Annotated in this window: 18 protein-coding genes; 10 read left to right on the top strand and 8 right to left on the bottom strand. The window is 61.6% G+C overall.

Annotated features, from left to right (window positions below; translation table 11 throughout):
* Positions 1–13: 13 nt before the first annotated feature.
* Complete coding sequence (locus R3O64_RS03335) at positions 14–457, bottom strand: DUF3499 domain-containing protein (RefSeq protein WP_083299235.1); 444 nt, start codon at positions 455–457, stop codon at positions 14–16.
* Positions 458–550: 93 nt separating this feature from the next.
* Here R3O64_RS03335 and R3O64_RS03330 point away from each other — a divergent pair, with 93 nt between their 5' ends.
* A complete protein-coding gene (locus R3O64_RS03330) occupies positions 551–1,021 on the top strand; it encodes a metallopeptidase family protein (RefSeq protein WP_070522522.1) in 471 nt (156 codons plus the stop codon).
* A gap of 128 nt (positions 1,022–1,149) precedes the next feature.
* On the opposite strand, the gene R3O64_RS03325 is transcribed toward R3O64_RS03330, so the two are convergent.
* The 3 genes from R3O64_RS03325 to R3O64_RS03315 all read right to left on the bottom strand — a co-directional run bounded on the left by R3O64_RS03325 (position 1,150) and on the right by R3O64_RS03315 (position 3,914).
* Entirely contained in the window at positions 1,150–1,398 is a 249-nt protein-coding gene (locus tag R3O64_RS03325; RefSeq protein WP_005528147.1) for a WhiB family transcriptional regulator, read from the bottom strand.
* A gap of 489 nt (positions 1,399–1,887) precedes the next feature.
* Positions 1,888–2,982 carry an NDP-sugar synthase gene (locus R3O64_RS03320; protein ID WP_339017295.1) on the bottom strand — a complete coding sequence of 365 codons (1,095 nt, stop codon included), beginning with the start codon at positions 2,980–2,982 and terminating at the stop codon, positions 1,888–1,890.
* Between the two features lie 56 nt (positions 2,983–3,038).
* Positions 3,039–3,914 carry a glycosyltransferase family 2 protein gene (locus R3O64_RS03315; protein ID WP_070522600.1) on the bottom strand — a complete coding sequence of 292 codons (876 nt, stop codon included), beginning with the start codon at positions 3,912–3,914 and terminating at the stop codon, positions 3,039–3,041.
* 89 nt (positions 3,915–4,003) lie between these two features.
* Here R3O64_RS03315 and R3O64_RS03310 point away from each other — a divergent pair, with 89 nt between their 5' ends.
* From R3O64_RS03310 to R3O64_RS03300, 3 genes are read left to right on the top strand one after another with little or no spacing between them, the layout of a single operon-like run.
* Positions 4,004–5,656 carry an LCP family protein gene (locus R3O64_RS03310; protein ID WP_339017294.1) on the top strand — a complete coding sequence of 551 codons (1,653 nt, stop codon included), beginning with the start codon at positions 4,004–4,006 and terminating at the stop codon, positions 5,654–5,656.
* Between the two features lie 45 nt (positions 5,657–5,701).
* On the top strand, positions 5,702–6,400 hold the full coding sequence (locus R3O64_RS03305; RefSeq protein ID WP_193634525.1) for a TIGR03089 family protein: 699 nt from the start codon (positions 5,702–5,704) through the stop codon (positions 6,398–6,400).
* Positions 6,401–6,424: 24 nt separating this feature from the next.
* A complete protein-coding gene (locus R3O64_RS03300; RefSeq protein ID WP_193634526.1) occupies positions 6,425–7,147 on the top strand; it encodes a TSUP family transporter in 723 nt (240 codons plus the stop codon).
* A gap of 88 nt (positions 7,148–7,235) precedes the next feature.
* Here R3O64_RS03300 and R3O64_RS03295 read toward each other — a convergent pair whose 3' ends face one another.
* Positions 7,236–8,186 (bottom strand): DUF559 domain-containing protein, encoded by a 951-nt coding sequence (locus R3O64_RS03295; protein WP_339017293.1) that lies wholly within the window; start codon positions 8,184–8,186, stop codon positions 7,236–7,238.
* A gap of 156 nt (positions 8,187–8,342) precedes the next feature.
* A complete protein-coding gene (locus R3O64_RS03290; protein WP_232770575.1) occupies positions 8,343–9,224 on the bottom strand; it encodes a LysR family transcriptional regulator in 882 nt (293 codons plus the stop codon).
* A 130-nt stretch (positions 9,225–9,354) separates the two neighbouring features.
* Between R3O64_RS03290 and R3O64_RS03285 the strand changes: the two genes are divergently transcribed.
* The 5 genes from R3O64_RS03285 (at position 9,355) to R3O64_RS03265 (ending at position 15,715) form a co-directional block, all read left to right on the top strand.
* Positions 9,355–11,010, top strand: coding sequence for a thiamine pyrophosphate-dependent enzyme (locus R3O64_RS03285; protein WP_339017292.1), 1,656 nt, complete (start codon positions 9,355–9,357; stop codon positions 11,008–11,010).
* A 12-nt stretch (positions 11,011–11,022) separates the two neighbouring features.
* Positions 11,023–12,357: an aromatic amino acid transport family protein gene (locus R3O64_RS03280; protein ID WP_339017291.1), complete on the top strand. Its 1,335-nt coding sequence runs from the start codon at positions 11,023–11,025 to the stop codon at positions 12,355–12,357.
* A 13-nt stretch (positions 12,358–12,370) separates the two neighbouring features.
* A complete protein-coding gene (locus tag R3O64_RS03275) occupies positions 12,371–13,411 on the top strand; it encodes a histidinol-phosphate transaminase (RefSeq protein ID WP_154736905.1) in 1,041 nt (346 codons plus the stop codon).
* A 144-nt stretch (positions 13,412–13,555) separates the two neighbouring features.
* The gene (locus R3O64_RS03270; protein ID WP_101735949.1) at positions 13,556–14,932 is read left to right on the top strand and encodes an NAD-dependent succinate-semialdehyde dehydrogenase; all 1,377 of its coding nucleotides are present in this window, start codon (positions 13,556–13,558) and stop codon (positions 14,930–14,932) included.
* 9 nt (positions 14,933–14,941) lie between these two features.
* Positions 14,942–15,715: a nuclear transport factor 2 family protein gene (locus R3O64_RS03265; protein ID WP_070564837.1), complete on the top strand. Its 774-nt coding sequence runs from the start codon at positions 14,942–14,944 to the stop codon at positions 15,713–15,715.
* 226 nt (positions 15,716–15,941) lie between these two features.
* Here R3O64_RS03265 and R3O64_RS03260 read toward each other — a convergent pair whose 3' ends face one another.
* Positions 15,942–17,171, bottom strand: coding sequence for an aromatic amino acid transport family protein (locus tag R3O64_RS03260; RefSeq protein WP_070684107.1), 1,230 nt, complete (start codon positions 17,169–17,171; stop codon positions 15,942–15,944).
* Between the two features lie 78 nt (positions 17,172–17,249).
* Positions 17,250–18,578, bottom strand: coding sequence for a 4-aminobutyrate--2-oxoglutarate transaminase (gene gabT, locus R3O64_RS03255; protein WP_339017290.1), 1,329 nt, complete (start codon positions 18,576–18,578; stop codon positions 17,250–17,252).
* A 117-nt stretch (positions 18,579–18,695) separates the two neighbouring features.
* Between gabT and R3O64_RS03250 the strand changes: the two genes are divergently transcribed.
* Positions 18,696–20,141: a PucR family transcriptional regulator gene (locus tag R3O64_RS03250; RefSeq protein WP_339017289.1), complete on the top strand. Its 1,446-nt coding sequence runs from the start codon at positions 18,696–18,698 to the stop codon at positions 20,139–20,141.

Genomic DNA, 20,141 nt, shown 5'->3' with positions numbered 1-20,141 from the left:
CGCGTGCGACGAACTAGTCGGCGTCCGGAACCACCGTCAGGTGAGCGCGGCGGCGCTGGCGGGCATCGTGGACGCGGCGGGTTCGGAACACGGGGTGGTTCGAATTCCGCGGATCCGCGCCGTCGAAAGTAGCGGAATAGTCAATGGGATCGGCGCCGGAACCAGCAGTGGAATCATCCACCAGGCCAGTGGTCACGCGCCCGGCCTCCCGGACCGCCTCGGCGAGAGCTGTAAGGTCATCGTCCTCATCGAGCTCGATACGGTCAACGCGCACCATTTCCCATCCTTGCGGGGCGGTAATTCGTGCGCTGTGCTTTTCGCACAGATCCCAGGCATGGGGATCGGTTTCTTCGGAGAGTGGGCCCACGACGGCGGTTTGCTGCGCGTAGGCGTAGGTCAACGTCGCCACGGCGGGACGGCCGCAGCCGGGGCGGGAGCAATGGCGAGAGCTATTCACGAGCCCAAGTCTAAACCCTAACTTGAGATTTAGATAGTTCAGCGCGGCGCGTCTCGCCACGAGCCCGCCTCGATGCGGCTTAGACTAAGCCGCATGACCACGCCCCGCCCGCATATTCGCCCGGCCCGCCACCGCCATGGCCGTGGTGCCCGCGGGCCGCTGTTGCCGCAGAATACGCCGCGCTACCGCAGCAGCGCCGAGCGCTTCGACATGGCCGCGCTCGAGGCCTACGCCCCCATTCACAATGCCTTTGCCGAGCAGCTCACCGGACTCGATCTCGCCGTTGATACCGTGCCCCGCATGCGCCTCTCAGTTGATATGACTGTGTTGCCGGATGAAATCATCGCCGATGGCCCCGTTCCGCTCGGGCGCATCGTCCCGGCGGGCGTGGATTCCGAAGGCCAACCCACGCGCGCCCGACTCGTCATTTTCCGCATGCCCGTGGAGGAGCGCGTGCACTCCGCGCAGGAGCGTGAAGAGCTACTGTCCACGGTGCTAACCGCTCTGGTGGCCAATTACCTCAACGTCGATCCCGGTGATATCGATCCGCGTTTTACTTGGTAAAGGCTAGGGGTGCAGAGCGCCCCTGCCCTAAAACCACTACTCCCCCTCACCGCCGAGACCCGAGCCAAATGACATAGGACTAGGCAGTGAGGGGGAGTACTGATGTTGGTTAGTAGCTGCTTTGAGCTCTAACCAATCTCACGCTTGAGGCGGCGACGCTCACGGTCCGAAAGCCCGCCCCAGATACCGAAGCGCTCGTCATGCTCCAAGGCATACTCGAGGCATTCATCACGCACCGCGCAGGCCTGGCAGATGCGCTTGGCCTCGCGGGTAGATCCTCCCTTCTCCGGGAAGAATGCTTCTGGATCCGTCTGGGCGCACAGCGCCTGGTCTTGCCACTCCTGCTCGACGGCACCAAAGAGTTCATCGAGCGACATCTCTGCAGCAGCACCGCCACGGAGAATAGCGCTGTTATTCGTTGTATTGTCCACGCCGCTTCCTTTCTCCGAGGTCGTTTCTCTCTTGATTCGATGGCACCGACCCTACACCGAAAAGATTTTTCGGTGCCGTGCCCGCCGTGCCGTTGATTACACTGATGTCATTTCACACCGAATCACTAAATATCGTCAACCTGTCGCGGGAGATTTTTCGGCGGCTCCAGCGAAAACGCTGTACAGCATCCTCAACTTTCACATCCGTCACAGATTACCTATCTAGGGGGCAATCATCGGGGGTACTACATGTAGTGGCCACCCCCAACCCTGTGAACAATTCTAAGGTTACTTCGGCGTGTCGCCACCCAATTGGGCAAAACACATGGATCTCATTCGCACCATGAAAACCATGCGTCACGCCCAAAAGATACGGAAAGCACCGAGAAGGTTCCTTCCTCCTCGGTGCCTTGTCCTCCTTTTACGGCGCAGCGCTTAGGCGTCGGAGCTGAAACGCACGCCAGCGTCCGGAATGCTCACGCCCGGGAAGACGCGCATGCCGCCCTGCAGTTCGCAACGCGCGCCAATGGTGGCACCTTCACCAATAACGCAGCCATCGATATGCGCGTTGGCACCGATGTGCGCGCCCGAGGCAATGATGGAGTTATTAATGATGGCACCCGGTTCAATGGTCACGCCGTCAAAGACCACCGTGCCGTCCAAACGCGAACCCGCCCCAATGACAGACCCGCGGCCCACAGCCGTACCCGACAGCAACAGCACGCCACCGGCAATACCCGCGGACTCATCCACCACGGACTCGCCCGTGCGGCCCACCAGCAACGGTGAATGCGCAATGCCGCGCACCAGATCGGAAGAACCGCGGACGAAATCATCCGGGCGGCCCATGTCGCGCCAATAGGAGTTGTCCACGTGCCCAACCACTAGGCGGCCGGACTCCAGCAGCTGCGGGAAGGTCTCGCGCTCCACGGAAACCACACGGCCCTCCGGGATGGTCGCAATAACATCCTTCTTAAACACGTAGCAGCCAGCGTTAATCTGGTTCGTCGGCGGATCCTCGGTCTTCTCCAAGAAAGCGGTCACCCGCCCGTTGGAATCCGTCGGGACGCAGCCAAACGCGCGGGGATCGGCAACGTTGAGCAGGTGCATCGTCACGTCGGCATCCTTCGAGTGGTGAGTATCGAGGATGCCGTTGAGGTCCATACCGGACAAAACGTCACCGTTGAACACCATGACCGTATCCTGGCGCAGCTTGTCGTAGACATTGCGGATACCGCCGCCCGTACCCAGCGCGGTTTCCTCCACGACGTACTCGATCTCCAGACCCAGATCTGAGCCGTCCCCGAAGTACTCCTCAAAAACCTCCGCCTTATACGAGGTGGAGAGCACCACGTGCTCAATCCCCGCTTCCTTGATGCGGGCAAGGAGGTGCTGAAGGAATGGGTAGTTGGCCGTGGACAGCATCGGCTTCGGTGTGCCAATCGTCAGCGGGCGCAGGCGAGTGCCGCGACCTCCCACCAGAATGACGGCATCGGCCGTCGATCCCCACCGGGGCGCTGATTCAGTCATATCGTTCCTTAATCTCTTTTCAGATAAGCCACCGTTAGTGTATAGGCGCACCTAGCTCAGGAGCCGTCGCGGCACGCGCTTAATACCAGCCCACGTACTCGCAGCCCCAGCCACAAGGCCACGCGCAGGGGCGCTTGGTACCAGTGCGGGTGCCTGTCCGCCTGGAAGCGATAGGCCGAATCATGGTGCGCGCGCAGCATTGCGCCGCGGTGCGCCTGCGTCGAATGGCCTTTGGCGTGGGTAATCACCGCCGTAGGGCAGAAGATATTGCGCCAGCCGGCGCGGACGAAGCGGTCACCTAAGTCCACATCCTCCAAATACATGAAGTAGCGCTCATCAAAGCCGCCAATCTGTTCAAAAGCCTCCCAGCGCACCAACAGACAGGAGCCGGATAACCAGCCGGCGGGGCGCTCGCTGTCCATGTCGGCGTCATCGCGGTAGGCGCGCGACCACGGGTTGGAGGGCCAGATCGTTCCGAACAGCGCATGGCCAATTCCCGTGAGCAACGTGGGCACTGCGCGCGCCGAAGGATAGTTACTGCCATCCGGCTCCACGATGCGCGGCCCCACCGCCGCGGCATCCGGGTGGCGGCGCGCGCACGCGATCAGCTCATCCAGGGAACCTTCGCTAAAGGTCACGTCCGGGTTGGCGATGAGGAAAAATTCGTCATCGACCCCACGCGCACGCACAAAGCGCGCGCCGGCGTTCATCCCCGCGCCGTAGCCGATGTTGCCGCCGGTATCGAGGAATTCCACGTCCACGTGTTCCCGCGCGGCGGCTTCCGGCACCCCGTCGGTCGAGCCGTTGTCGGCAAGGATGGTGAGGGTAGGGCGGGACGTCGCCAAGCGCAGCGATGCCAAGAAGTCGCTGAGGTAACGGCCGGGAGAAAAGGTCACGGTGACCACGGCCAGGGGTTTCTGTAAATTCTTCACGATGAATCTGAGCGTACCCAACGCCAACGCGCGCACGCGCCCGCGACACTGCTTCACGTTTTTGCAGCGAGCTCACCTAAACTAGTCCCGTGACTTCCCCGAACTCCCCGCGCGCCGCCCGCCATATCCAGGCCGCGCCCTCGCAGTCCGCGCCCACCGCCCAACGAGGATCGACGCCGGTGAAAGCCATCGTCGCTTTCTTGTCCGCCGTCGTCCTCGTGGTTTCCGGCGTGGGTTACTTCACCGTGGGCAAGCTGGGAAATGACATCTCCTCTGCATCGAACCTGGCGCTGGGCAACCAGGGCGGTTTCAAGGACAGCAGTCTCGATGGCGCGGTCGACATCTTGCTCGTGGGCAAGGACTCCCGCACCGACGCCAAGGGGAATCCGCTTTCCGAACAGGAGCTGGCAGATCTGCATGCCGGCGTGGACGAAGGAGAGGAAAACACGGACACCATCATGGTGATCCGTATTCCGAACGATGGCTCGCGCGCGACTGCGGTGTCCATCCCGCGCGATACCTATGTCCACGACAGCGAGTTCGGAAACACCAAGATCAATGCCGTCTTCGCGCTCCACAAGTCCGCCAAGATGGAGGAGCTCCAGCAGGAGAACGCTGAAGCTGAGGCAGCAGGTAAGAATCCTCCTCACACGGAGAAGGAGATGGAGAAGGAGAGCACGGAGGCCGGCCGTGCTGGTCTCATCTCGATGGTGCGCACGCTCACGGATGTCAGCGTTGATCACTACGCTGAGGTGGGGCTCTTGGGCTTCGTGCTGCTTACCGACGCCGTCGGGGGCGTCGACGTCTGCCTCAACAATGACGTGGATGATCCGATGTCCGGTGCAAAGTTCCCGAAGGGGCGCCAGACCCTCAAGGGCTCCGAGGGCTTGTCCTTCGTGCGCCAGCGCTATGACCTGCCGCGCGGCGACCTCGACCGCATCGTGCGCCAGCAGGCCTACATGGCATCCCTGACCTCGAAGGTGCTGGATTCGGGCACCTTAACCTCCCCCGGCAAGCTCAACAAGATCGCCGATGCCGTGGAGCGCTCCGTGGTCATCGATGATGGCTGGGACATCATGGGATTCGTCACCCAGCTGGCCGGTTTGGCCGGCGGCAACGTGACCTTTACGACGATCCCGGTGACCTCCATTACCGGCGTGGGTGACTATGGCGAATCGGTGGTGACCATCGATACTGCGGAGGTCCACCGCTTCATGGATGATCTGGCCAAATCCCAAGAGAAGGCTGAGGAAGAAAAGAAGTCTGAGGATGCCCCAGCCGACCAGGAAGGTGAAGACGGCGAAAAGCCCGTGGCCGAGGACCTCAACCTCCACGTCCTGAATGCAGGCACCGTCGACGGCATGGCCGGCGGAATCGGCGCGTGGTTGAAGAACGTGGGCTACACCGTTGAGCGCACCGCCAATGCGCAGTCGGGCCTGTATACCGAGTCCCAGATTGTGGCCGCGGATGCCAACGATGAGCGCGCCCAGGCCTTGGCTGAGCAGCTCGGCGGCCTGCCGGTCACGGCCAACGAGGAGCTCGAGCCGGATACCTTCATCGTGGTGGCTACCGATGACTACTCCGGCCCGAAGGATGACTCCGCGCAGGAAGAGGAGGCTACCGCCGAGACGAGCGAAGGCGGCGACACCCAGCAGGTGGGTACCCCGGGCGATGACTTCGGTACCGCCGAGGTGGCACCGGAAATCGACGCCGGCGGCGACGGCCCGCGCTGCGTGAATTAAGAGCGTCGTGGCGGGCTGAGCGCCCGCCACCTACGATGGGCGGACATGGAACTCCTTCAGCATCTCTTGTCCGCCGATGCCTCCGCTCCCCGTCTCAGCGTCTACAACGAAGCTGACGGCACCCGCATGGACTTCTCGGCGCAAACGCTGGAGAACTGGACCTCCAAGATTGCCAACATGCTGCTGGAAGAGCTCGACCTTGAGCCTGGCACCGATTCTCGCATCCTCATCGACCTTCCGGTGTCGTGGCAGGCCGCGGTCATTTCGCTTGGGGCACTAGCCGCGGGCATCCCCTTCGACATTACGGATGGTGCGGCTGCCCCAGAACCACACGCCGATGATGTCGCCGTAGTTTTCACCTCCCCGGAGGCCTACCTCGAGGCCACCGCCGGCTCGGCTTCTACCCCACTGGTCGATACGGTGCTGGTCACACAGGATCCTTTTGGCCGCGGCGTTGTCGAAAGCGGCGGCGAGTTGCCTCTCGGCACCATCGACTTCGGCCCCACGGTGCGCTTTTATGGCGATCACTTTTATGGTTCCACCACTCCGCTCCCGGAGCTTTTCCCCACCGAGTTGGGCGCTGAGCGCGTGCTGTCTCCAGGGTGGAGCGACACCGCCTCCTTCCAACGTGCTGTGTTAGAGCCACTGGCTGCGGGTGGCTCGGCCGTCATCGTGTCCGGATTGTGCTCGGCGGACCGCTTGGAGGAAATCGCGGCCAACGAGAAGGTCACTGTCCGCGCTTAAAACTTGTCGTGAGATAGTAGACCGATGTTCAGCTGGCTCTACGTCTTCATCGGCCTACTCATCCTTGTGGGCGCAATCTGCCAGGGAACCATCGGATTCGGCCTGGGTACCATCGCCACCCCAATCTTGGCGCTGATTAAGCCGGAGCTTGTTCCCACGCTTATCCTCCTGCTGGCCTTCGTCATTTCAACCACGACAATGCTCAAGTCACGCTCAGCGGTGTCGTGGGACATCGTGGCCATTTCCTCCATCGCGCGAATACCCGGCTCCCTGCTCGGCGCGTGGGCCATTGCCTCCCTCTCCCACCGCGGGCTCTCCCTTTTCATCGGCTGCGCCGTCATCTTTGCCATGACCTTGTCTAGTCTTGGCTGGTCGCCGAAGCGAACCACCACCAACATCGCGGTCGCGGGTGCTGCTTCCGGGCTCCTGGGCACGTCCACCTCCATCGGTGGTCCACCCATGGCGTTAGTACTCAAGGGATACGACCCCACCCGTGTGCGCGGCACCCTGTCGGGCACGTTCATCATTGGCTGCGCCATCTCGCTGGTGATCTTGGCCTTAAGCGGGCAAATCACCAGCCTGCAGCTCACCGCGGCCGCGGCCTACCTGCCGGTAGCCATCGTGGGCCTCATCGCCGCCGGCTACCTCAACCGATTCATCAACGCCACGGTGCTCAACCGCATCGTCATCATCGTGGCCATCAGCGCGGCTGTGGCGCTCATTGTTGAGGGGCTAGTTGCTGCCTAACGACCGCGGCCTACTGCCACGACCACGCTCCGTACTGCCCGTTCTGCCAAAGTTCTCGCCTCCGACTCAAGATCTGGCAATAACTTTGTCAACTAGGGCAGTTGGGTGGCTCCGGGAAATCTGGCGGTTCCGGGTAATCGGGTGGCTCAGGCAAGTCGGGCGGCAGATACCCTAAGTGCTCGCTGTATTCCCAGGGCTTTGGCTTGGGCGGCAACACTCCCTCATGCCAGAAGCCGATGAATTTGAAGTAGCGCTTCTCAAAGTCCGGATTCCTGGCATTGGCTATCTGGTCGATAACATAGTCCAGATGATGTGCCACGCAATGACCTGTGTAGCGCAACGTGAGCCAGCCAATCAGCGCACCTTCGTTGTTCTTCCAATGGTCCCGCAGCCATGCCTCTCGCTGGGAATGGAATTTCATCCCGTTGATTTCTACCGCAACCTTGAGCTCTGGGAGCACGATGTCCCAAGTGTAGTGGCCGATAACGACGTTGCACTCAACTTTGAGCCCACGCCTTTTCAATCCCTTGGCTACCTTGACCTCCGCACCGGAATCCGTGAACAGCGCGGCTTGCTCCAGCATCCGTTGGCTTGCAACAGGGATGACGTTGAGTGCTTCGCGGTGGCTGTCCAAGCGAGCACGCCCCGCCTTCGAAGAATAGATAGATTCGAAGACGCGAATCCCCAACTCAGGATTAACGGACTTCATAGCGACAAGAGGATTAAGAATCCGGATCCCCGACAAAGTGACAAAACTAGTGACGCTCACCCGTGAATGCACATAAAAGGTCGATGCCGGCATTCGCTCCACGCTGGCGAGCCTCAGCGGAAAAGTGACAGGCTCGCCAAGGAGTACCTGGGCAGCCGTTGTACCTGTCGCCTTAAGGTATGGACGGTGCTCCTGCAACAGCTTCAAAAGCTCTAAAGGCTCGGGCCTGCCCCAGACGTAGATTCCCTTGGCGATTCTCGCAATCTCCCCACGGCTCACGCGAGTTGCAAGCGCGCCTTTAGACAGGCCGCGCACAATGCCATGGTTCATGTCATTTCCCCCCGGAAAGTAGGACTCCACGCTAACATGGCGCCCTGTCACGTGCCGAGCAACTGCCCGTTCTGCCAAAGTTATAGCCTCTGATTCAAGATCTGGCCAGTTCTTTGGCAACAACGGCAGTTATGCCCACTGCAAACTAAGCAGGCCCTAGCGAAGCGACCCCTCAATAAAACTGCGGAACCGCCGAGCAATCTGCTCTATCTCCTGCCCCGCGAAGTGGCCCGGGGACCATGCCGCCACCAGCGGCACACCGCCCAGCGCGCGCTCGCCATCAACGACATCGAAGCCCACCAGCCGCGCCGGCTGCAGCTCCGTCATTAAAGCTACAGCTCGCCCGGCACGCGCCAAGGCGCATAACGTCGCCGTATCATCGCACTCCACGTGCGAACCTAAGGCGTAGCCGGCCGTGCCTACGAAGGAATCCACCACCCCGCGGGACACGCTGCGCCGCGAGGGCAACGCCACATTTTCCTGCAGCAAGCGCTCAACCTCCACGCTTGTCGAACCCGCGCATTCCAGCGCCAGCGGGTGCGTCGGCGGCGCCCAGGCGCGCACCGGAATCGTGCCCAGCGGCAAGGAAGCCACGTCATTGCCCGGCGGGATGGTAGCAATCACCATGTCGGCGGTTCCTTCCAGAGCGTCGAAGACGTCGTAGTGCGAGACCGGAGTCGTCGTAAGCAGAGGAATCGACGAGCCGGCGGCCTCTATAAACGGAGCGAGAAGCGTCGACATCGTCGTCGGCGTGGCCGCCACGCACAGCGCCGGAATTCTGCCAGCCCGAAGTGCCTCCACCGCCTGCCCGGCGCGCGCGGATGCAGCGAGGAGGCGGCGGCAGGTAGGGATGAGGGCATGCGCTGCGTCGCTCAGCACAAGCGCAGATCCAGCCCGCACGAAGAGCTCAAGGTCCAGCTCCTTTTCAAAGCGCCGCAGTTGGCGGCTCAGCGCCGGCTGGGTAATCCCGAGGCGTGAGGCGGCAGCGGTCACCGTCCCGGCCTCAGCCACCGCGAGGAAATATTTGGCCTTCACCATGTCCATTCCCCTACTTTTACCAGCCCCCATGCCCTATGTGCATAGCTTTAGAGCTTTATCAACATTAGACAACATGACATCACCAAAGAATAATGAGACCATTACCACAACAAAGTCAAGGAGGTTCTCCATGTCACATGTCGGCGCCGCCATTGCCGCATCCCTTGCCGCGCACAATGTGCCCCGCGCATTCCTCGTACCCGGCGAAAGCTTCCTTCCCGTGTTGGATGGACTCTACGATTCCCCCGTCGAAGCCATCGTCTGCCGTCACGAAGGCGGCGCCACCTACATGGCTGAGGCCCACGGCAAAGCCACCGGCCAGCCCGGCGTCGCCATGGTTACCCGCGGGCCCGGCGCGGCCAACGCCTACGTCGGCATCCACACCGCTTGGCAGGACGCTACCCCGCTCGTCCTTTTCGTCGGCCTCATCCCTACCTCGGACCGCGACCGCGAGTCCTTCCAGGAATTCGACCCCAAAGCCTGGTTCGGAACCCAAGCCAAGCAGGTCTTCATCCTCGATGATCCGGAGCGCGCCTCTCGCGTCGTGGCCGAAGCATTCTTCCAAGCCCAGCAGGGCCGCCCCGGCCCCGTCATCGTGGGGTTGCCGGAGGATGTTCTCCACCAGGAGTTCACCGGCACCATCCACCCACCCATCCCGGTTGCAGAAGGCGCGCTTTCCGACGATCACCTGGACCTCCTCTCCCGCGAACTGAGCCGCGCAGAACGTCCACTCATTTTTGCCGGCGGTCCGCGCTGGACCCCGGAAACCGCGGAGAAGATCACTCGCTTCGCCGAAGAGCACCGTATCCCGATCATTCAAGACTTCCGCGCCGCCGACCGCGTGCCTTTCGACTCCCCCGCCAACGCCGGCTGGCTCGGCTACGGCCGCGACCCCCGCGCGGCACAGCTGCTCGAGGACGCCTCCTTGGTCATCGAGGTGGGCGCAGTGCTTGGCGACGTCCCCACAGACGGCTATACCTTGCGCCAGTCACCGCAGGCGCGCAACATCGCCATCAACCCCGATACCAGCCTGCGCGGCCACTCGGTGGCGCTGCTAGAACACATCGTGGCAAGCCCGGTCGCCTTCGCGGAGGCCCTGGACCGCTTGAGCGTCGAGGGCACGGAGCAGCGCGGCGAGTGGTTTGATTCCGCGCACGCGAACCACCTCGACTTCGCCACCCTTCCTAAGCCCGAAGACTACCGCCCGGGTGAAGAGGGCACCGCCCACATGGAAGCCATCCTCGCAGCGCTCCACGAGCAGTTGCCCAAGGATTCCATCTACACCTTCGGTGCCGGCAACCACTGCATCTGGGCCCAGCAGTTCCTGCGCTCCTCGGTCTACCCGTCCCAGTTCAGCGTGCGCAACGGCTCGATGGGCTACTCCATCCCGGCCGCTGTGTCCACCAAGCTGCAGTTCCCGGAGCGCACCGTGGTCACCATTGCTGGCGATGGCGAATACCTCATGAACGGCCAGGAACTGGCCACCGCGCTGCAATACGGCGCGCCTTTCCTCATCATCGTGATGTCCAATGGCGAGTTCGGAACCATCCGCGACCACCAGAAGAAACACTTCCCCGACCGCGTCTCCGGCACGCAGCTGGTGAACCCAGATTTCGCGGCGGTAGCCCGCAGCTTCGGCGCCCACGGCGAGCTCGTCACCGATGACGCACAAGCACCAGAGGCAGTCGCACGCGCTCTAGCCGCCATCGCCAACGACGGGGTACCGGCACTGATCAACGTCATCACCGACCAAGCGCATTCCCTGCCTATTCCGCCCACCAACTAAAGGAGGCTCATCATGAGCTCTACCCACACTCCCCCAACAACCACGCCACCCACCACTGAGCTGAAGGAGGGCGAGCACATTGTGGGCGATGGGGTCGTCGCCAAGCAGCGCCCCGCCGCATCCACCGCATCGTGGATCATTACGCTCTTCGGTACCGCCGTGGGTGCCGGCATCCTCTTCTTGCCGCTCAACGCCGGCGGATTCGGGTTCTGGCCGCTGGTCTTCGCCACGGTCTTCATTTTCCCGCTGGTGTATTTTTCACACCGCACCTACGCGCGCATCGTCGCGGGCGCGCCCAAAGAGGACCACGGTAAGGACATCCTCGAGCTGGTCTCGCAGTACCTGGGCAAGGGGCAAGGAATCGTCTTCGCGGTGCTGTATTGGATCACGGTCTTTTCCACCGTCCTGATTTATGGTGTCTCCATCACTAACGCGGTGGATAGCTTCATCGTCAACCAGCTGGGCGGGCCTTCGCTCGACCGGTGGCTACTGGCCATGCTCTGCGTCGGCGTCATGACCGGCGCCTTCGCCATCGGCCGCAAGCCCATGATTTGGCTGGCCCAGGTGCTGGTGTACCCGCTGATTATTGCGCTGGCAGTCACCTCCATTTACCTCATCCCGCGCTGGGACCTGCAAAGCTTCCTTCACTTTGATGACGGCTCGGATGGCTACGGCGGCATTTTCAAGGGAATTTTCCTCATCCTGCCGGTGCTGGTCTTCTCCTTCTCCCACATGGCAGCGCTGTCGCAATTCGCCCTCGATATGCAGCCGCAGTACGGCGAGAAGACCGAAAAGCGCGTCTCCCGCACGGAGTTCTACACCTCCATCCTGCTCGTGGTCTTCACCATGTTCTTCGTGTGGTCCTGTGTCCTCGCGCTCGGCGCCGACGGCATGAATGAGGCTCTCGAGCAAAACATCCCGGTGCTCTCCTACTTCGCCAACGTCACCGGCACGCCGTTCATGGCCTACATGGCCCCCATCGTGGTCATCTGCGCCATCGTGTCTTCCTACTTCGGCCACATGCTCGGCACAGAAGAGGGCACGGAGTACCTGCTGAAGAACGCCGCTCCACAGCTGGCGGAGAAGGTCTCGCACCGCACGCTGCTCAACATCATTTATGTCATCGCCTTCGTGTGCACCACGCTCGTGGCGATCTTCAACCCCTCCATTATTTCCATGATTTCCGTGGTCTCCGGTGTCTTCGTGGCGTTCATCGTTTACCTGGTTCCGGTGTACATGTTCAAGAAGTTGGACGTGTACAAGCACTTCCGCAATGACCCGTGGAACTACTTCGTCTTCGGCATGGGCCTGCTGATTATGGCCGTGACCATCTGGGACATGATTTAGAAAGGACGTGATTATGCTTCGCAATGATCTCTCGAGCTTCCCCGAGTACAAGGTGGGCAAGGACTTCCCCAACGCGCTCAAGCTCTCATCCAATGAGGTCCCCTTCCCGCCAGCTGAGGACATCATCGCCGCGGTTGCCGACGCCGCCCGCACCACCAACCGCTACCAACAGCCCGGCAGCCTGGAGCTCACCAATGCACTGTGCAACTACTTGGGCGTGCCAGCGGATCATATCTTCGTCTCCGCGGGCTCCACGCCCATCCTGCAGGCCACCATCTTGGCGTCTTGCCACACCGGCGATGAGGTCATCGTGCCCTGGCGCAGCTTTGAGGCCTATCCCCTGTACGTGCGCATGGCCGGCGCGGAGCCGGTTCTGGTCCCACTCACGGAGGATTACCGCGTCGATCTGGAAGCAGTACTCGAGGCACTGTCGGAGAAGACCAAGCTCATCATCCTGTGCAACCCCAATAACCCGACGGGCACCGTGATTACCCGCGGTGAATTCCGCGCCTTCATGGACAGGGTGCCCAAGGACGTGGTCGTGCTGCTGGATGAGGCTTATTGGGAGTACAACGACGCCCCCAATACCCCGGATTCGGTGGAGGAATACCAGCGCTACCCCAACCTGCTCGGCGTGCGCACCTTCTCCAAGGCGTGGGGTTTGGCCGGCATGCGCGTGGGCTACGCGGTGGCAGGCGAAGAGATCATCAATGCGCTGCGTCTGCTCTCCCTGCCGCTGACGGTGACTGCCATGGCGGAAACCGCCGCCGTGGAGGTGCTCAAGCGCCACGACGAGCTTGCCGACGCCGTCGAGATCACCAAAGCGCAGCGCGACCGTGTCTGCGCGGAGCTGGGTGCTGAGAAGTCCTACGGCAACTTCGTCTGGCTGCCGCGCGCGGATGCCGCGGAGGTGGAAACGAAGATGCTCGATGAAGACGTGGTCATCCGCCGCTACCTCGACGAAGGCGTGCGCGTGTCCATCACTGATGAGGCCGAGACCACCCAGTTCTTGGAGGCCTGGCGGCGCGCGGGCATTGAGCCCTGGAGGAGCTAGCCAGGTTTTCCCGCAACAACTCTCGCTAAAACCATCCCTAACGTGAGATGCGCTCCATAGCTTTAATAATTGTTGCCATACATCACACTCGTCCGCATAATGGGACGTGTTCATATACGCACACCACAAACTGGAGGATGAATAATGTCCGGAATTCGCGTAGAAAACCCTGCAACTGGCGAGGTACTCGAAACCTTTGATCACGTCACCGAGCAGGAAGCCCTTGCCGCTGTAGATACCGCGCACGAGGCATTCCTCAGCTGGCGCGAGACCCCGATTGAGGAGCGCGCCAAGGTAGTTACCCGCGTTGCTGAACTCTTTGAAGAGCGCAAGGATGAGCTGGCAGAAATCATCGCTACCGAAATGGGTAAGCCGATCTCCGAGGGCCTTGAGGAGGCCGAGTTCAGCAGTGCCATCTTTGGCTACTACGCAGATAACGGCCCGAAGTTCGCCGCCGACGAGGAAATCCCGGTGGAAATGGATGGCAAGGGCTATATTCAGCGCCTTCCCATCGGCGTCCTCCTCGGCATCATGCCGTGGAACTTCCCCTACTACCAGGTAGCGCGTTTCGCCGCTCCCAACCTGATGCTGGGTAACACCATCATCCTGAAGCATGCAGAGATTTGCCCGCGCTCCGCACTCGCCATCCAGAAGATCATGGATGATGCCGGCGTTCCCAAGGGCGTGTACACCAACATCTTCGCAACCCACGACCAGGTAGAGAAGATCATCGAGCACAAGGAGCTGCGCGGTGTTTCGCTCACCGGCTCCGAGCGCGCTGGTGCTGCGGTGGGCGCTATCGCTGCGAAGAACCTTAAGAAGGCAGTTCTCGAACTGGGCGGCTCGGATCCTTACGTCATCCTTGACACGGATGACGTCAAGCAGGCAGCCAAGGATGCGTGGGAAACCCGCATTTACAACACCGGTCAGGCTTGTAACTCCAACAAGCGCCTCATCGTCATGGATGACATCTATGATGAGTTCCTTGCAGAGCTGGTTGAGCTGGCTAGGGCCATGAAGCCGGGCACACCGCAAGAGGCTTCCGCGACCATCTACACCCCGCTGTCCTCGCGCGGCGCTGCGGAGAATCTCAAGGACCAGATCGATCGCGCCGTGGCCGCCGGAGCAACCCTTCACGTCGGCGGCGAGCTCGTGGATGAGAAGTCCTCCTACTTCAGCCCCGCCGTGCTGAGTGACGTCCCTGTTGGTTCGGACATCTACTACGAGGAACTCTTCGGTCCCGTCGCCACCGTATACAAGGTCAGCAGCGATGAAGAGGCGCTGAAGCTGGCCAACGATACCCAGTACGGCCTCGGTGGATGCGTCTTCTCCAAGGACGTCGAGCGAGCAGAAAAGGTTGCTCAGCGCTTGGAGGTCGGCATGTCCAACGTCAACACCTACGCGGCTGAAGGCGCCGAGGTTCCGTTTGGTGGCGTCAAGAACTCCGGCTATGGCCGCGAGCTGGGTCCCTACGGGATGGATGAGTTCGTCAACAAGCGCACCTACTTCGTGGCCAACTAAGGAGATTTCATGACTTCACTAGGAAACTTTGTCCTCGAGGTTCACACCGCGCTTTTCGACGGTCACGATACCTCCGTTCTGGACAAGCACTTCGCCGATAGCTTCGTGGAGCACTCTCCCCTCATCGCTGACGATGCAGAAGGGCTCAAGAAGTTTGTCGCGGATCTGGGCGAGGGATTGAAGTACACCAACGCCCGAGTGATTGCGGATGAAGCCAACGGCCTCGTCGCACTGCACGGTCGTTTTGATGGTATCGAAGATGAACCCTTCGTCGGCTTCGACATTTACCGCGTCGAGGGTGACAAAATTGTCGAGCACTGGGACAACCTCGTTCCCAAGGCAGAGCCAAATGAGAGCGGCCGCACGCAGCTCGATGGCACCACCGAAGTGGGTGATGAGAGCCTGACCGAGCAGAACCGTAAGTTCGTCATCGAATTCTTCGAGCGTTCGCTCATCGGCGGTGACTACTCCGGCTTCATCGACAACACCCGCGATGATCAGTTTGCCCAGCACTCCCCCGATATCGCCGACGGCGCCCAAAACTGCGTCGACTTCCTCACCAAGCTGAAGGAGGATGGCGAAGGGTTGGAGTATGAGCGCATCCACCGCACGATTGCGCAGGGACAGTTCGTTCTGACGCATTCCGAGGGAAGCATTGCTGGTGCGCGCCACTCCTACTGCGAGCTGTGGCGCGTTGAAGACGGCAAGCTCGTCGAAATGTGGGATGCCATTTCTGAGGTCCCCTCCGATAATGAGGCGCTTCATAGCCACGGCATCTTCTAGGAAATAACCTAGGTTGCACGCCTAAAGGCTGGGCCGCTCCCGAAATGGAGAGTGGCCCAGCCTTTTGTGTTTTCGGCACCAGCTAGAACTGGGTCTGGGGCGCAACTGCCCGTTCTGCCAAAGTTGTCGTCCCTGCCTCAAGATCTGGCCGGAACTTTGGCAACAATGGCAGTTCACCCTTAAGAGCTGCCCCCCACACCATGTTCGAGGCCGCTGGCTGCAGGCTTTAAGCCCAACCCGCCGGCACCAGCCCGACGATCGAAATGATCGAATAAATGAAAGCCAAGAAATACACCACGATAATGGTTGCCTGAATAGCCGGGTGCGCAAGACCGCCCACGGTCCAGCCGGGATCGCGGTCGCCCTTCTTGCGGGAGGCGTGCAGCAGCATCACCGGGATGACGGACATGATGGCACCCGCAAAGCCGCCCGCATAGGACAGCGCCGCAACGAAGCCACCGAGGCCCGCAATCGAGATCACCAGCGGCGGAACAACGGTCAGCGCTACGGCCACGATGCGCTGCCCCTTCACGCCTTCCCAGTGGAAGATGTCGAGGACGTTGCGCATGGTGGTGAAACCAATCGCCAGGAATGACGTCAGCATGGCTGCTAAGGCAAAGATGTTGGCCAAGTAGTAGGCAACCGGGCCCAGTGCCTCACCCCAGGCAATGGTCACCACTTCGGTGACTTCCATACCGAGAAGGCCGAGGGCTGCAAATGGAACCAGCGCCAGGGTAAAGCCCGTGATGACCATGCCGACGACGATCGCACGCGCGGTCTCCTGCGGCTTCGACGGATCCATACCCTGGACCAGCTCCGGAACCACATACTGCGCCAGGAAGGAGAACACCGCCAGGTTCAGAATCGGGACGATGAAGAAGGGGTGAAGAACCAATAGGTTTTCCACCTTGATACCTGGACCCAGGATGGTCCATCCGCAGAGGACAGCGATGATGATGGCCATACCTGCGGTAATGGCGCCCTCGGTGGCACCAGTGGTGTGCAGACCGCGGTACATCACCCACGAGCCAAACCCAAAGAAGATCAACGTGCCCAGAAGCGGCGGCAGGCCGAAAATGTTGTTGATCAAGTCACCGGAGCCGGCAGCATAGGCAATGAGCGCACCGATACCGTTGACGATGATGGCAACGAAGACCAGCCACCGCCCCCACTGCCCCAGGTAATGCTCGGCCAGTCCCGAGACTTGCAGCTTGGCTTTGGTGCGCATGGCGGACTCCGCCACGTACAACATGGAAATGGTCGTGAGCGTGCCAGCCACGAGCAGGGCGATAACGAGCGCGAGGAATCCACCGTTGCGAGCGGCATAAGGAATGGAGAGAACTCCAGCGCCGATGTTGGTGCCGAAGATGAGGGCAATGCCCTGTACGAAGGACAGCGCGGGCTTGAATTCCTTCGTGGATTCATCCTTCTGCGGCACAGTAATGTTGTTGGACAAAGACTTCTCCAATGACTACTAAATGGCTATTAAAACGTGAACTCACCCGGCCATCGCCGGGTGAGAACTGCATTCGCCTTACTTGTATTCGTTGAACTGCTTGACGACGACCTGCAGCGCCTCACGCCACAAGTCCTCCGGGATGGCCAGCGAAGGCAGGAAGCGAATGACGTTGTGGTCCAGGCCGCAGGTCAGCAACAGGACGCCTTCGGCCTTGGCACCGTCAGCAATCTTGTGCACCAGCTCGGAGTCCGGCTCGCCCTCAGCGGTCACGAACTCGAGTGCGAGCATGGCGCCGCGGCCACGGAAATCTGCGACGCGCTCATCGCCCAGGATGGGCTCCAGCTCCTCGCGGGCGACCTTCTCCAGGTTCTGAGCACGCGCACCGAAGTCCTTCTCCTCAAACTCCTTGAAGGTTGCCAGCGCAGCCGCGCACGCCACCGGGTTACCGGTGTAGGTGCCGCCCAGGCCACCAGGCTGCGGGGTATCCATGATTTCCGCGCGGCCGGTTACTGCGGACAGCGGCATACCGGAGGCAATGCCCTTCGCAATGGTCACCATGTCCGGCACGATGCCCTCGTGGTCGGAAGCGAACCAGGTACCGGTGCGCATCATGCCCGCCTGGATCTCGTCGATGATGAAGACGACGTCATTGTCGTTGCACCACTTCTGGATTGCTGCGAGGTATCCCTCCGCTGGGACGACGAATCCGCCCTCGCCCTGAATCGGCTCTGCAACCACGCAGGCCAGGTTGGCCGCGCCGACTTCCTGCTCGATCATGGTGATGGTCTTCTTGGCTGCCTCGGCGCCGCTCAGGCCATCGCGCAGCGGGTAGGACATCGGTGCGCGGTAGATCTCCGGGGCGAAGGGGCCGAAGCCGTTCTTGTAGGGCGACTGCTTGGCGGTCATCGCCATGGTCAGGTTAGTGCGGCCGTGGAAGGCGCGGTCCATGACCACCACACCACGCTTGCCGGTGTAGTTGCGGGCAATCTTTACTGCGTTCTCGACAGCCTCAGCGCCGGAGTTGAACAGCGCGGTCTTCTTCGGGTGGTCACCCGGGGTGACCTCGTTGAGCTTTTCTGCCACGGCCACGTAGGACTCGTAAGGAGAAACGGTAAACGAGGTGTGGGTGAAGTGCGCGACGGCCTCCTGGACCGCGGCCACGACGGCCGGGTTCGAAGCGCCAGCGGAGGTCACGGCGATGCCGGAGGCAAGGTCGATGAAGCGGTTGCCGTCGGCGTCGGCAAGAATGCCGCCGTCGGCATCCACTACGTAACCCGGAAGCGACGGCGCCATGCCCGCGGGCAGCGCGTTCTTGCGGCGCTCATCCAGGGCGGCGCTCTTCGGGCCCGGGACCTGCTGGCCCAGGTGACGAGACTGCTCAATGTGGTACTGAAGTTCCTGCATGATCTTCCTTTTGTGCTCGGATGAATAGTGTGCCCCTTAGTGTGGCCTCCACCACCCTCCGCACACTATGGACGAGATGTATAAATTTCCTCCCCATAGCTGTGTACTCTGTCCACCATGCGTGAGATTTCCTTCCGCTGGCTGCTCAACCAGCGCTCATTGAACCTGCGAAGCATCGTCACCGGTAGCGCCACATTCAACACCATCCACGCTTCCGAGCTCGCGGACCCCAGCGAGTTCACCTCCCCCGGCGCGCTCATGCTCACATTGGGGCTTGCCTTCCAGGAGGAACCGGAGGGCTTCGAACGCTATGGCGCAGCTCTGGCCGCGGCCGGCGTGCAGGGCATCGGCTTCGGCACCGGACTGGCCTTTAGCGAGGTCCCCACCGCACTCATCCATGCCTGCTCCCAGCACAATCTCACCCTCTTTGAGGTCCCACGCGCCACCCGATTCGTCTCCATCACCACGGCCGTGGCTCAAGAACAGGCCCGCTTGGACAACAACGCGCACTTTGCACTCCACCGCCAGCAGGAGCGCCTCAACCAGGCCGCGGCCACGAGCATCGGGGCGCTCGTCATGCAAGCCAGCAAAGAACTCGGCGCCGCAGTGGCGGTGGCCAGTTCCTCCGGAGCGGTGGTCAGCCGCAACGATCGCGGTCAGCTCAGTGCGGCCGACGCCGCGGTGGAGGCCGCGGAGCAGACGGGGCGGGGAACGGGGACGTCGACAAGCACAGGCGCAACCATCACCAGCATCTTCGGCTCGGCGGGACGGCGCTGGGCCATCGCGGTAACGCGTGCAGAGAAGTTCGATTCCTACTCCCGCGCGCTCATCCGGCACCTCGCGGGCCTGGCCAGTCTGCTCTTAGATCATCCCGACACCACTGCACACACGATCCTCGGGGCGTTGGCGCTTGACGCCCAACTGGCCGGGGTTGACTCCCCGGCCTTACAGGCGGCCTTCCATACGGTCGATAGCCACGACCTCGTGGATGTTCTGTTTCTCACGGCACCATCACCCTCCCGCCTCGCGCGGGCATTAAGCGAGATTGGAAAAGCCGAGCCTCTCAGTCTCATCCGCCCGGAACACGATTCCGCGCTTATCGCTCTTCCCCCGGGCACCGCACACCCGAACTTGAGCGGGAAACACACCCGCTACCTCCGAACGTCCATCCTGCAGCGCATCCAATGGCAAGCGTTGACCCCGACGCTCTTGTCCTCTCTCCAGAGCCACGCGCGCAGCCTGCCCCTCGGTACTGTGGCGACCTTCGATTCGGCTGCCCCTACCTGGCTGGCAGAACCCGGCGTACCCGAGGCCCTCGCTGCCCGGCGCGCGGCGACGATCAGCCTTCTCGCCGAGCACGATGCGCAGCACAACACAGAGCTGTGCGCCACGCTGCGTTCCTTCCTCGTGGGCAACGCCAACTTGGCCACCGCCGCCGCGGAACTCGGCGTTCACCGCCACACGGTGCGCGCCCGCTTGGACAAGATCGAGCAACTCTGCGGCGTGGACCTGAGCAATCCCGTCACCCGCGCGGAACTGCTCTTGCTCAGCCTTGATTCTTAA

This window comes from Corynebacterium hesseae (assembly GCF_037850265.1).
GTDB lineage: Bacteria > Actinomycetota > Actinomycetes > Mycobacteriales > Mycobacteriaceae > Corynebacterium > Corynebacterium hesseae.
This window is presented reverse-complemented; position numbering and strand designations above follow the sequence as displayed.